This window comes from Spongiibacter marinus, assembly GCF_016906995.1.
Lineage (GTDB): Bacteria > Pseudomonadota > Gammaproteobacteria > Pseudomonadales > Spongiibacteraceae > Spongiibacter > Spongiibacter marinus.
The window spans coordinates 1-11905 of sequence record NZ_JAFBBD010000005.1 but is presented as its reverse complement, the minus strand read 5'-3'; the positions used below and the strand labels follow the sequence as shown (position 1 = coordinate 11905).

The 11905-nt window shown below is 56.9% G+C and carries 13 protein-coding genes; 2 read left to right on the top strand and 11 right to left on the bottom strand.

Going from position 1 to position 11905, the window contains the following annotated elements; genetic code table 11:
- Positions 1–79: 79 nt before the first annotated feature.
- The 4 genes from HNR64_RS08455 to HNR64_RS08440 all read right to left on the bottom strand — a co-directional run bounded on the left by HNR64_RS08455 (position 80) and on the right by HNR64_RS08440 (position 5827).
- Positions 80–1081, bottom strand: a complete 1002-nt coding sequence (locus HNR64_RS08455; protein ID WP_204996080.1) for a type I glyceraldehyde-3-phosphate dehydrogenase — start codon at positions 1079–1081, stop codon at positions 80–82.
- Positions 1078–3078, bottom strand: a complete 2001-nt coding sequence (tkt, locus tag HNR64_RS08450) for a transketolase (protein ID WP_204996079.1) — start codon at positions 3076–3078, stop codon at positions 1078–1080. The genes HNR64_RS08455 and tkt overlap by 4 nt, the downstream gene beginning before the upstream one ends.
- 161 nt (positions 3079–3239) lie before the next feature.
- Positions 3240–4901, bottom strand: coding sequence for an energy-dependent translational throttle protein EttA (gene ettA, locus HNR64_RS08445; protein ID WP_027875150.1), 1662 nt, complete (start codon positions 4899–4901; stop codon positions 3240–3242).
- A gap of 176 nt (positions 4902–5077) precedes the next feature.
- A complete protein-coding gene (locus tag HNR64_RS08440; RefSeq protein ID WP_204996078.1) occupies positions 5078–5827 on the bottom strand; it encodes an SDR family oxidoreductase in 750 nt (249 codons plus the stop codon).
- 98 nt (positions 5828–5925) lie between these two features.
- Here HNR64_RS08440 and HNR64_RS08435 point away from each other — a divergent pair, with 98 nt between their 5' ends.
- Positions 5926–6348: an MAPEG family protein gene (locus HNR64_RS08435; RefSeq protein WP_204996077.1), complete on the top strand. Its 423-nt coding sequence runs from the start codon at positions 5926–5928 to the stop codon at positions 6346–6348.
- On the opposite strand, the gene HNR64_RS08430 is transcribed toward HNR64_RS08435, so the two are convergent.
- On the bottom strand, positions 6349–7170 hold the full coding sequence (locus HNR64_RS08430; protein WP_239547739.1) for an SDR family oxidoreductase: 822 nt from the start codon (positions 7168–7170) through the stop codon (positions 6349–6351).
- Positions 7171–7190: 20 nt separating this feature from the next.
- Complete coding sequence (locus HNR64_RS08425) at positions 7191–8417, bottom strand: acyl-CoA dehydrogenase family protein (RefSeq protein ID WP_204996076.1); 1227 nt, start codon at positions 8415–8417, stop codon at positions 7191–7193.
- 111 nt (positions 8418–8528) lie between these two features.
- On the opposite strand from HNR64_RS08425, the gene HNR64_RS08420 reads away from it, so the two are divergent.
- On the top strand, positions 8529–9419 hold the full coding sequence (locus HNR64_RS08420) for a LysR family transcriptional regulator (RefSeq protein ID WP_204996075.1): 891 nt from the start codon (positions 8529–8531) through the stop codon (positions 9417–9419).
- Between the two features lie 21 nt (positions 9420–9440).
- Here HNR64_RS08420 and HNR64_RS08415 read toward each other — a convergent pair whose 3' ends face one another.
- The 5 genes from HNR64_RS08415 to HNR64_RS08395 all read right to left on the bottom strand — a co-directional run bounded on the left by HNR64_RS08415 (position 9441) and on the right by HNR64_RS08395 (position 11682).
- Positions 9441–9956: an outer membrane beta-barrel protein gene (locus HNR64_RS08415; protein ID WP_204996074.1), complete on the bottom strand. Its 516-nt coding sequence runs from the start codon at positions 9954–9956 to the stop codon at positions 9441–9443.
- Between the two features lie 103 nt (positions 9957–10059).
- Positions 10060–10299: a diguanylate cyclase domain-containing protein gene (locus tag HNR64_RS08410; protein ID WP_239547754.1), complete on the bottom strand. Its 240-nt coding sequence runs from the start codon at positions 10297–10299 to the stop codon at positions 10060–10062.
- The gene (locus HNR64_RS08405; protein ID WP_204996072.1) at positions 10299–10541 is read right to left on the bottom strand and encodes a PAS domain-containing protein; all 243 of its coding nucleotides are present in this window, start codon (positions 10539–10541) and stop codon (positions 10299–10301) included. Before HNR64_RS08405 ends, HNR64_RS08410 begins: the two co-directional genes overlap by 1 nt.
- Positions 10542–10659: 118 nt before the next feature.
- Positions 10660–11154: a DUF2059 domain-containing protein gene (locus tag HNR64_RS08400; RefSeq protein ID WP_204996071.1), complete on the bottom strand. Its 495-nt coding sequence runs from the start codon at positions 11152–11154 to the stop codon at positions 10660–10662.
- Between the two features lie 90 nt (positions 11155–11244).
- Positions 11245–11682, bottom strand: a complete 438-nt coding sequence (locus tag HNR64_RS08395) for an OsmC family protein (RefSeq protein WP_204996070.1) — start codon at positions 11680–11682, stop codon at positions 11245–11247.
- Between the last annotated feature and the right edge of the window lie 223 nt (positions 11683–11905).

Genomic DNA, 11905 nt, shown 5'->3' with positions numbered 1-11905 from the left:
TTTACCGAACTAAACTCGCCTGCTTGTGCAGATCTGTGTACCCACAGCAACATTGCCCGGGGCACGCTAACAGTGCCGCCTAATGCAGCCAGTGTGCGACCATGTCCAACATACGGTTGGCATAGCCCCATTCATTGTCGAACCAGGTGAAGACACTCACCAGCTCGTCCGCCACCCGCGTTTGCCCGGCATCGACAATACCGGAGCGCGGATCGTGGTTAAAATCACAGGACGCCAGCGGCTCCTCGCTCACCCCCAGTACAGCGCTCAGCCGACCGCGCGCGGCCATTTGCAGGGCCGCATTCACATCGCTGGGTGACACCCGAGATTGCAGGGTCACGCTCAGCTCCATCGCCGAGACATTGTGCGTGGGAATACGCACCGCCCGCGCCGCGAAACGGCCATCCAGATCCGGCAAGATGCGACCAATACCCGCCGCCAATCCCGTATCGACCGGAATCATCGACATACCCGCCGCGCGCGTTTTGCGCAGGTCGGTGTGGTGATAGGCGTCCAACACCGGCTGGTCGTTCATTGCCGAGTGAATGGTGGTAATACAACCCGAGCGCACACCAAAGGCCTGGTGTAGCACATCGATGACCGGGGTAATGCCATTGGTGGTACACGAGGCATTGGAGATCACCCGCTGCTCGCTGGTCAGGCCGTGGTGATTTAAGCCAAACACATAGGTCGGAATACTCGCCTCACCCGGCTGCGACAACAACACATGCCGTGCCCCCCGCTCCAGGTGTTCATGGAGTGCGGCCTCACTGCCGAGGGTACCACTGCATTCCAGCACCACATCGATGTTGTGCCGACTCCAGTCAACATCGCGCAGCGCGGTGCAGTGGCTCACGGCAATCTCGTCACCGTTAATGCGCAAACACTCGACACCTTTTTCCACCGTACCCACAAAACGGCCGTGGGTACTGTCGTAGCGCGTTAAGTGCGCGATGGTGTCCAGATCGGCAGGCTCGTTAATGGCCACAATACGCATGGCGTCGCGCATTGGCGACTCGTAGAGCGCCCGCAATACGCAGCGCCCAATGCGCCCATAGCCATTGATCGCCAGTCGAATCATTCGCCTATGCAGTCCTCAACAGCAGCAACCACCGCCTCGGTGGTAATACCAAAGTGCTTGAAGAGTTCACCCGCCGGCGCCGACTCGCCAAAGCTGTCCATCCCGACAATACGGCCGTCCAGGCCAACGTACTTGTACCAATAGTCTTTGTGCGCGGCTTCAACGGCGACGCGCGCCAATACGTTGCTAGGCAATACCGACTCGCGATAGTAGCCGTCTTGCGTTTCAAAGGCTTCGGCGCAGGGCATAGACACTACGCGTACTTTGCGACCATTTTCAGCCAGCTGTTGCTGGGCTGCCATCGCCAGTTTCACTTCCGAACCGGTGGCAATAATAATGGCCTCGGGCTCGCCCTCGCAGTCACTCAATACATAGGCGCCGCGAGCAATGGCGGCAACCTGAGCGCTGCTGCGGTTCTGATGAGGCAAACCCTGGCGGGTAAAGATCAGTGCCGTCGGGCCATCGGCGCGCTCCAGTGCGCTGCGCCAGGCCACGGCCGATTCGACCATATCGCAGGGGCGCCACAGCGCCATATTCGGGGTGCCACGCAGTGACGCAATTTGCTCGATTGGTTGGTGAGTCGGGCCGTCTTCACCCAGGCCGATGGAGTCGTGGGTGTAAACAAAGATACTGCGCTGCTTCATCAGCGCCGCCATACGTACCGCGTTGCGGGCGTATTCCATGAACACCAGGAAGGTCGCGCCGTAGTTGATAAAACCACCGTGCAGGGCAATACCGTTCATCATGGCCGACATACCGAATTCGCGCACGCCGTAGTGCAGGTAGTTGCCACTGGCATCGTCGGCTTCAACCGCCTTGGAACCCTTCCACCATGTGAGGTTGGAGCCCGCCAAATCGGCCGAGCCGCCAAGCAGTTCTGGCAGCATCTCGCCGTAGGCATCCAGACACAGCTGCGACGCTTTACGGGTGGCGACTTCTTTACCTTCGTCTTGGCACTGGGCAATAAAAGCATCGGCCTTTTGGGCAAAGTCGGCGGGCAAGTCACCGCGCACGCGGCGCTCAAATTCAGCCGCCAACTCTGGGTGGGCAGCCTGGTAGGCGGCAAACTTTTCATTCCACGCTTGCTCGGCAGCGGCGCCGCGCTCACGAGCGCTCCAGGCACTGTAGACATCTTCAGGCACCTCAAAGCTGCCGTGGGGCCAGTTAAGCGCTTCGCGAGTCAGGGCAATTTCGTCATCGCCCAGTGGCGCGCCGTGGCACTCTTCTTTGCCCTGCTTATTGGGCGAGCCCTTACCAATGACCGTTTTGCAGCAGATCAGTGTGGGCTTGTTCGGCTCGGCGCGACCCGCCTCAATGGCAGCGGCAATGGCATCGCTGTCGTGGCCGTCGACCGCTGGGATCACCTGCCAGCCGTAGGCTTCAAAGCGTCTGGGGGTATCGTCGCTGAACCAGCCTTCCACTTCACCGTCGATGGAAATGCCATTGTCGTCGTAGAAAGCGATCAATTTGCCCAGGCCCAGGGTACCGGCCAGTGAACATACCTCGTGGGAGATACCTTCCATCAGACAGCCATCGCCCATAAAGGTATAGGTGTAGTGGTCGACGATGTCGTGGCCGTCGCGGTTAAACTGCGCCGCGAGAATTTTCTCAGCCGTGGCCATGCCCACCGCGTTGGCAATGCCCTGGCCCAGCGGCCCAGTGGTGGTTTCAACACCGGGGGTATAGCCGTATTCAGGATGGCCGGGGGTTTTGCTGTGCAGCTGGCGGAAGTTTTTCAGGTCATCGATAGACAGGTCGTAACCGCTCAGGTGAAGCAGCGAGTAGATCAGCATGGAGCCGTGACCATTGGAGAGCACAAAACGGTCGCGGTTGGCCCACTCAGGGTTGGCCGGGTTATGCTGCAAGTAGTCGCGCCACAACACCTCGGCAATATCGGCCATGCCCATGGGCGCACCCGGATGACCGGACTTGGCTTTCTGGACGGCGTCCATACTCAAAGCGCGAATGGCGTTAGCGAGGTCGCTACGTGAAGGCATCGGGAGCTCCTGAAATTGTGATGGCGGCAAAGAGGGCGCTATTTTCCCCTACCCCGCGCGATACAGCAAATATCAGGAGCGTAAAAATGGCCGCTAGACCAATAAAAGCGGCTTTTATCGGTGCGCGAGGGCAATTGCTGCCGCCGCGCATGGTGGCAGCACTATTTTAGTTTTTTGTACTTCATGCGCTTGGGCGCAGCATTGTTGCCTTTGCGCGCCACAAAGTCCTCGTGGTATTCGCTGTAATTGCCCTCAAAGAACACCACCTCACTGTCGCCCTCATAGGCCAAAATGTGGGTGGCGATTCGGTCGAGGAACCAGCGATCGTGGGAGATCACCAGCGCGCAACCGGGGAAGTCCAGCATGGCGTCTTCCAGTGCACGCAGAGTTTCCACGTCGAGGTCGTTGGATGGCTCGTCCAACAGCAACACATTGCCGCCTTCTTTTAACGTGCAGGCCAATTGTAGTCGACCGCGTTCACCCCCGGACAGCTCACCCACGCGCTTCTGCTGGTCACTGCCCTTGAAGTTAAAGCGGCCAATATAGGCCCGCGAGGGGATTTCGTAGCTGCCGATGCGCAATACATCCAAGCCATCAGACACCGCTTCCCACACGGTTTTGCTGTCATCGAGGGCATCGCGCATTTGCTCTACCGATACCAGCTTCACCGTCTCGCCCAACTCAATGCTGCCGGAATCAGGCTGTTCCTTTCCGCTGATCATGCGGAACAGGGTGGACTTACCGGCGCCGTTACCGCCGACAATACCCACAATCGCGCCCTTGGGAATACTGAAGCTAAGATCGTTAATCAGCGCGCGATCACCGTAGCCCTTGCTAACGTGATTCACCTCAATCACCTTATCGCCCAAGCGGGGGCCCGGTGGAATGTAGATCTCATTGGTCTCGCTGCGCGACTGGAATTCCTGCGACTGCATTTCCTCAAAGCGCGCCAGACGCGCCTTGCTCTTGCTTTGACGCCCCTTAGCGTTACTGCGCACCCACTCCAGCTCGGTGGCAATTGCTTTTTTGCGCGACGCCTCCGACTTGGCCTCTTGCTCCAGGCGCTGTTCCTTGGCTTCCAGCCAGTCGGAATAGTTACCCTCGTAGGGAATACCGCGGCCGCGATCGAGCTCCAGAATCCAGTTGGCGGCATTATCGAGGAAATAGCGGTCGTGCGTGATCGCCACTACGGTGCCGGGGAAGTCACATAAAAAGCGCTCCAACCAGCCCACCGATTCGGCATCCAAGTGGTTGGTCGGCTCGTCCAACAGCAGCATATCCGGGTTCGACAACAGCAAGCGACACAGCGCGACACGGCGGCGCTCACCACCGGAGATTTTTGTTACGTCGGCATCCCAGGGTGGCAGACGCAGGGCATCGGCCGCCACTTCCAGCTTGTGATCCAGGTTGTGGGCATCGGTCGCCTGAATAATATCTTCCAGCTCGGCTTGGCGCTTGGCCAGCGCATCAAAGTCGGCGTCAGCCTCGGCGTAGGCGGCGTAGACTTTATCCAGCTCGGCCAGCGCATCTTTCGCCTCTGCCACGCCGTCTTCGACATTGCCGCGCACGTCTTTGCTCGGATCCAGCTCTGGCTCCTGGGGCAGGTAACCAATCTTGATACCCGGCTGCGGGCGCGCCTCGCCATTAAATTCAGTATCAACCCCCGCCATAATGCGCAGCAAGGTAGACTTACCGGCACCGTTCAAGCCCAGCACACCGATTTTGGCACCCGGGAAGAAAGAAAGGGAAATATCGCTGAGAATCTCGCGCTTGGGTGGCACGACTTTGCTCACGCGATTCATGGTGTAGACGAATTGCGCCATGGTCACTCCTGAATACACGACAAACCGCCCTAGGCGGCAAACAAAATGTGAGCGAACGTTACCGAAAGGGGCGAGCATTGGCAATCCGACGCCGCTGGCAAGGCTTAAATTAGCCGCCAGCGGCAAGAAAACGGGCAACCGCATTCAACCGCGCGGCGCCAGCAAAGCAAGCCCCGTCAGGTCATTTTGGCAACCACGCTCAGCGGCAACACCTTCATTAACCACCCCATCGGCACCCAGGGCCAACCCGGCACTTTGGCTTCGCCCGGCTCTTTCTCAATAGCCTTGACCAAGGCCTTGCACCCCGTTTCCAGGTCGACCCGCATTGGCGCTTTTTTCAGATCTTCGTTGATGGGCGTGAGAATAAAGCCCGGAAGGATACAACTCACTTTGATCGGCGTGCCAATAACATCGGCGCGCAGCCCCTCTGTCATGGTGCGCAACCCCGCTTTGGTAGCAGCGTAAATGTTGATGGCACGCGGCATGCCACGCAGCGCACTCATTGAAGAGATGGTGACCAAATGCCCGGCATTTTGCTCGCGAAATATGGTCATTGCCGCTTCGCACTGCGCCAAGGCACCCGTGAAATTAGTCTGTGCGGTGCGAAGGTTGGCGTGGAAATACCCGGTGCCCATCGACGCACCCTTACCCATTCCCGCATTCACAATCACTCTATCGAGGCTACCCAACTCATCGCGAAAAGCATTAAACACGGTAAACACCTGCTCATAGTCACACACATCCAGGGCTTTAATCAGCACCTGAACATCGGGGTGTTTTGCCTCAAGGTCCGATTTAATCGCCTCCAGGTTTTCAACCCGCCGTGCGCACAGCGCCAAGTTGCAGCCCTTCGCAGCAAACGCCCGCGCCATGCCCTCACCAAGGCCCGAGCTGGCGCCGGTAATCAACACATTCCTTCTAAACATAACGTCCCCCGATCTCATTTCTATTCACATGGATATTGTTATATTCGCTTCAGGCCAAAGCGGCCACATCGATAAAAATCACAACAAAGGAAAAGACTATGGACGCCTCTCCCATTTTACTGCCGGTGATCATCCTGGTGCTGTGGAGCATGGTTATGCTCAGCTGGATGGCCATGGCGCGACTCCCGGCGATGCGAAAAGCGCGCATGCCGCCCAGCACTGGCGAGCGCACCGCCGAGCTGGCAACCATGATGGACAAGCGCATTCAATGGAAGGCGGACAACTACAACCACCTAATGGAGCAACCGACTATCTTTTATGCCACGGCAATCGTGCTGGCTATGCTTGGCCAGGGCGATGGCATTAACCTGGCGCTCGCCTGGTTTTATGTGGCATGCCGCATCGCTCACAGCATCGTGCAAAGCACCAGCAACGTGGTGATGCTGCGATTCAGTATTTTTGCGCTAAGCAGTCTGGCCGTGCTCGGCATGGCAGTGAATGCACTGCTGGCACTGGTCTAATCAGCGCTTGCGCATCATGCCCGCGGTATTTTTCAGCATAATTTTACGAAACCAGCGATAGGGCAGCAGGCGTTTTAGCATCACCAAACGCTTGCTGTCGTCGTGGGTAAGAATTTTAAACTGCTTCTCCTCCACCCCTCGAAATACCTTCTCGGCAATCTCGTCAGCGCTTACTTTCGCCTTGTTAACCAACTTCTGAGTTAATACCGTCGACGTCGGGTCTGAGGCGCGCAGCGATTCTGCCAGGTTGGTTCGAAAGATCGCCGGGCACACAACCGAAACGGCAATATTGTCGCTATCCAGCTCCAGGGTCAGCGTTTCCGATAACGCCACCACCGCCGCTTTGGTTGCACAGTAGGACGCCATTTTCGGTGGATGTATCACCCCTGCCAGCGACGCCACATTCACCAAGTGGCCACCGCCCTGCTGGCGCAACAGCGGCGTGAACACCTTGCAACCGCGCACCACACCCAACACATTGATGTCCATTACCCACTGCCAGTCTTCCATGCTCTGCTCATCTATCGCACCGGCCGTGGCAACCCCAGCGTTGTTGATCACCACATCCACACCGGACCAGTGCTGGCGCAGCCAATCAGCGGCAGACTGCAGATCGTCTTCACGCTGCACATCGCAGTGCAAATATTGCGCGGTGGTAACCGCCTGAAGCGCTTGCAGGGTTTCTTCACCGCGCTCCTTATGGATATCGCCGATGCACACCCAGTAACCCGCCTGCGCATAGCGCTCGGCCAAGGCGCGCCCCAATCCCGATGCGCCGCCGGTAATAAATACGCGCGGAGCCTGCGTTGTCATACTTGCCATAGTGATCTCTGTGCCTCGTCTTAGGGTGTGTTGTATTTGGTAAATTCTAGTCGGGCAATCAAATTGCGGTGCACCGCATCTGGGCCGTCGGCGATGCGCAATACCCTTGCCATTGCAAACATGGATGCCAGCGGCGTGTCATTGCTTAGGCCCGCTCCGCCATATAGTTGAATGGCTTCATCCACGACATTTTGCAGCACATTGGGCGCGACCACCTTGATCGCAGAAATTTCGCTGAGCGCCGCCATGGCGCCGACTTGGTCGATCTTCCATGCGGCGTATTGTGTGAGCAATCGGGCTTGGTCGATGGCAATTCTCAGGTCGGCAACACGCTCGGGGTTGGCGCCCAACTTAATCAGCGGCTTGCCAAAGGCCTGCCGCGACTGACCGCGCTTAATCATTAACTCCAATGCGCGTTCAGCGGCGCCAATGGCGCGCATACAGTGGTGAATACGTCCCGGCCCCAGTCGGCCCTGAGCAATTTCAAAACCGCGCCCCAAACCCAAAATCAAGTTGTCTTTAGGCACGCGAACATTGTCAAACCACACCTCGCCGTGACCGATAGGCTCATCAAAGCCGCCAAACACCGGCAGCATGCGTTTGATGGTCACGCCTGGCGTATTCATCGGTACCAACACCATGGAATGGCGACTGTGGCGCGCGGCATCGGGGTTGCTCAGCCCCATAAATACGCCGACTTCACAGCGCGGATCACCCACCCCTGTCGACCACCATTTTTTACCGTTGAGCACCAGCTCGTCGCCGTCTACCGCTATGGTGGCTTCCATATTGGTCGCATCGGAAGAAGCAACATCCGGTTCGGTCATGAAAAATACCGACCGAATTTCAGCATTCAGCAACGGGGTGAGCCAGCGGGCTTTCTGCGCCTCGCTGCCATACTTCCACAACACCTCCATATTGCCGGTGTCGGGCGCATTGCAGTTAAAGACTTCAGGCGCAAAATGCGAACGCCCCATTTGCTCGGCAAGCACCGCATATTCGCTTACTGACAGGCCGGCGCCGAATTCGGCATCGGGCAAAAACAGATTCCACAACCCAAGTTCGCGGGCTTTCTCCTTCAGTGCTTCCACCTGCGGCAACACCGACCACTGCCCCCAGTCACCGCCGTGTTTGCTAAGCAGCAACTCCGGCAGTACGGCCTCTTCAACGGGCATAATATGGTTATCAATGAAATGACGAACTTGGTCGCGCAAGTCCTGGGCACGAGGGCTGAGACTGAAATCCATGATCGGCTCCTTACGGGTTTAGCCAACCAGATTACGGCGACTCAAAACATCAGTCTAATTTATTTTATAAATCAGTTATTATTCTAATTATGAATGAATTGAGTGGCCGCCATGGACCTGAATCTCTTTCGCGTTTTTGACGCGATCTACCGCGCTGGCTCGTTAACGGAAGCCGCCCGCGACCTCCACCTAAGCCAACCGGCGGTGAGCAACGCCCTGTCGCGCCTGCGCGAACATTTTGACGACCCCCTGTTCATCAGGCGTGGTCGTAGCATCGCGCCAACGCCGGTCGCTGACGCCATCGCCGACGACATCCAATCCGCGCTGAGTTTGTTGCAAGACAGCGTGCACCGCGGGCAGCATTTTGAGCCAAGCGCCTCACAGCGGCGCTTTGTATTAGGTCTGGGCGACACCATGGAATTCCTGCTGCTGCCGCCACTGATCAAGCAACTTTCAGCAAGTGCACCCGGGCTTTCTTTGCACAGTCGGCGGCTGCGTCGGGATCAACTCAGCCGCCACCTCGCCCTTGGGGAGTTGTCATTAGCGGTGGATGTTCCCCAGACTGTCGACAGCAGTATTGAGCAGCGCCCCTTGCGCAGTGAGCCACTCTGCGTACTGATGCGTGCGGACCATCCACTGGCCGCGCACGCTCTCACCATGGAAGGCTACCTGCAGGCGCGACATATCGGCGTTTCCGGGCGGCGGGAGGGAGCGCTGTTTGAGGATATACAGTTACAGCAACAGGGCTTCAAACGTCAGGTGCAGGTACGCGGTCAGAGCTACCATGCAGCCTGCCACGTTGTGGCTGCATCATCGCTACTGCTCACCCTTCCCCAGCAACTGGGTGAGCGCTACGCCGACTTGCTCGGCTTAGCGCTGCAACCCCTGCCTGTGCTTACCCCCACACTCGATATGACGCTCTACTGGCACCGCAGCGCCAACGCCGACGCGGGGCATCGCTGGCTACGCGAACAGCTCATCGCATTGGCGGCAACGTTGTGAGCGTCCGCCGCCCTATGATAGCTAGTACTGCACCTGCAGACTTACTGTGAGACCAGCCAACTCGTAGTCGTCCCTGTCTAGCAAACTCGCATACTCGATATTGATGAGCGCTGGCGACTCAGTAAAAGAAACCTGCATACCCAAGCCGTAACTCAACCCACTCTTACCGCCATCACCTGGGGCGCCGCCATTTAGTTCAAACTTACTTTTACCGAGCAACGCATAAGGATAGAGGCGATCCGAAAGAGGCATACCAGCGCGAAGGTAGGCACCCAACATATCATTAACGTCTACGCTGCTTCCTACGTTCGTGGTTTCCCCCTCTTCACCGACCAAATAACGTAGCTCAATTGCAAAATGCTCGTTTACGGGGAAACCCAACAAAGCACCGTAGGCAGCTAGATCACCGTCAAAATCACCAGCCTCGTAGAGTATGTGAGAGTAGATTGCACCCACATAGACGACAGGATCTTGCTTATTCGCCAACACTGGAGACGACAAAATACCCAAACAAACAAAAGGAGCGAATCCCTTCATAACAACAATCCTTATAGAAAAATTTGCACCATAGGGTAGCTGTTATAGTAGAGACAGCCATCTGGGGTAATACTTAGATCTGTAAGGCATCACTAGGCATACCTCAACTCGCCGCCGCAAGCTGGTTACGCCCGGCAGCCTTCGCGGCATAGAGTTGCGCATCGGCCAAGGCCAGTAGCGCATCCTCGCTACTGTCAGGCCTGAGAGCCAAGCAGGCCAAGCCCACACTGGCGGTGAGCACCGACGCTATTGGCGACGCTCGGTTTGGCAGGGCAAGTTGCTTGATCGCGGCATTCAAAGGCTCAAGGAGTACCCGCGCTTGCTCAATAGAGGTATTGCCCATCACCAGCGCAAAAACTCGTCAAAACACCGTCGATTCGCCACGCCTGTTAAACCATCCGAGCGGTCGCACACCGACAAGTAGTTTTGCCCCTTCCACTCGCAGTGGGGTGTGCAAGCGTTTTGCTCAGCAAACTGCCGCCAACGGCTGTTTACGTATAGGATCAAACCAGTCTCGTCGATGACGGCGATATGCTCGCTCATCGTATCGAGGGTCATTTTCAGGAATTCATGCGACCGTTCCATGCCAACATCACCATTAAAGGACGTCCGTCGCATGCCACTTTTATCACTTACAACGGGCCTTTTAGGTTGCGGGCAAATTAATAACCGTTGTATTCGCATTAACCCCTAGCGCGAATCGTCAGAGGAGCTTTTCCTTCTCTAGCCGCTGGCTAACGCGACGACGAATCTCCGCAGATAGGCGTTCACCGTACTCTCGCCCCAGTTGACTGCTGCGCGCATTGATTGCCGGCGTGACGCGCAGCAGCGTTTTTCCCAGGTCACTACGATAAAACGTCAATAGCTCACGGAGCTGAGGCTCGGTCAATGCCTCCGTGTAAATCTCGCGCATCGCATTGGCATAGGCATCGCTGGCAATGAGCTGGCTGTATATCACCGCATCAACCTCTTCTTTAACCACGCTGTTCGCCGCTGCGGGTAAATTCGGGTAACTGGCCCGCAACTGACGGGTCAGACTGTCGTTAAACAGGCGGGAAAATTGGCTGGCGATGGTCGACACTGACTGGCCGGTGAGCTCAAGTAAGCTATCAACCAGTACGTGTTTTTCATCAGCGGATTGCGCATAACCCGGCATCGCGAACAGGCATGCGCACAACAATATAGCAGGTGTTTTCATTGGCAGTCTCATCAACGGTATTAGCGCCCAAGCATAACCGCTCAGCCTGCCAACGTCCCGCTGAGGTGCACAACACCGCCATCGCAGAGACTATGTCGCCACGCTGACAGCCGCCTCTAACACCTTCTCGCCGCTGACAGAGTTCGCGATTAGACAGGCTTTCTCAGATTTGTGCAGCAGGCGCTCAGCCACCTCCACACTGACGCCCTCCGGTATTTCCAGGCGAGCGCGTGTAAGGAAACGCGTAAACCGGACAGCACCATCGCTTTTCTCCAAAGTGCCATCGACCTCGCAGGACAGACTCAACCATTCAAGATGAGAGGCCCGGGCCACCGCCTTGAAGGTTAAAATAAAGCAATCGGCCATCGATGCCAGTAACAGCGTTTCCGGCGACCACTTGTCACCCGGGCCACCAAATTCAGCGGGCGGTGCCGATAGCAGGGTTTCCAGCCCTGCCGCGCTCAAGCTAACGTCTGAAGCCGACTCGGCGCGACCACTGACCGTGTACAAATGGGGAAGTGCTTGCATAGGGGTTCTCCTTTCCAGGCAACCATTCAAACACAGCCCCTCACCAGCAAAACATGCGCTCGATCAAGAACGCCATCGCTTGTTAAAGATGTGACCCACTCAGCACCCCGACCAATATAGGGGTAAATACCTAGGGAAGGTCTGCACAACCTCTCCCTTTTATAAAATATCGCCAAATTTCCGCGTCAACGGCGTAAAACGCAGCAATCCTCAGTTCATCTCA

Coding starts and splice junctions, on each gene's coding strand:
- HNR64_RS08455 (WP_204996080.1), bottom strand. CDS start 1,081: ATGATTCGACTGGCGATCAATGGCTATGGGCGCATTGGGCGCTGCGTA.
- tkt (WP_204996079.1), bottom strand. CDS start 3,078: ATGCCTTCACGTAGCGACCTCGCTAACGCCATTCGCGCTTTGAGTATG.
- ettA (WP_027875150.1), bottom strand. CDS start 4,901: ATGGCGCAATTCGTCTACACCATGAATCGCGTGAGCAAAGTCGTGCCA.
- HNR64_RS08440 (WP_204996078.1), bottom strand. CDS start 5,827: ATGTTTAGAAGGAATGTGTTGATTACCGGCGCCAGCTCGGGCCTTGGT.
- HNR64_RS08435 (WP_204996077.1), top strand. CDS start 5,926: ATGGACGCCTCTCCCATTTTACTGCCGGTGATCATCCTGGTGCTGTGG.
- HNR64_RS08430 (WP_239547739.1), bottom strand. CDS start 7,170: ATGGCAAGTATGACAACGCAGGCTCCGCGCGTATTTATTACCGGCGGC.
- HNR64_RS08425 (WP_204996076.1), bottom strand. CDS start 8,417: ATGGATTTCAGTCTCAGCCCTCGTGCCCAGGACTTGCGCGACCAAGTT.
- HNR64_RS08420 (WP_204996075.1), top strand. CDS start 8,529: ATGGACCTGAATCTCTTTCGCGTTTTTGACGCGATCTACCGCGCTGGC.
- HNR64_RS08415 (WP_204996074.1), bottom strand. CDS start 9,956: ATGAAGGGATTCGCTCCTTTTGTTTGTTTGGGTATTTTGTCGTCTCCA.
- HNR64_RS08410 (WP_239547754.1), bottom strand. CDS start 10,299: ATGGGCAATACCTCTATTGAGCAAGCGCGGGTACTCCTTGAGCCTTTG.
- HNR64_RS08405 (WP_204996072.1), bottom strand. CDS start 10,541: ATGGAACGGTCGCATGAATTCCTGAAAATGACCCTCGATACGATGAGC.
- HNR64_RS08400 (WP_204996071.1), bottom strand. CDS start 11,154: ATGAAAACACCTGCTATATTGTTGTGCGCATGCCTGTTCGCGATGCCG.
- HNR64_RS08395 (WP_204996070.1), bottom strand. CDS start 11,682: ATGCAAGCACTTCCCCATTTGTACACGGTCAGTGGTCGCGCCGAGTCG.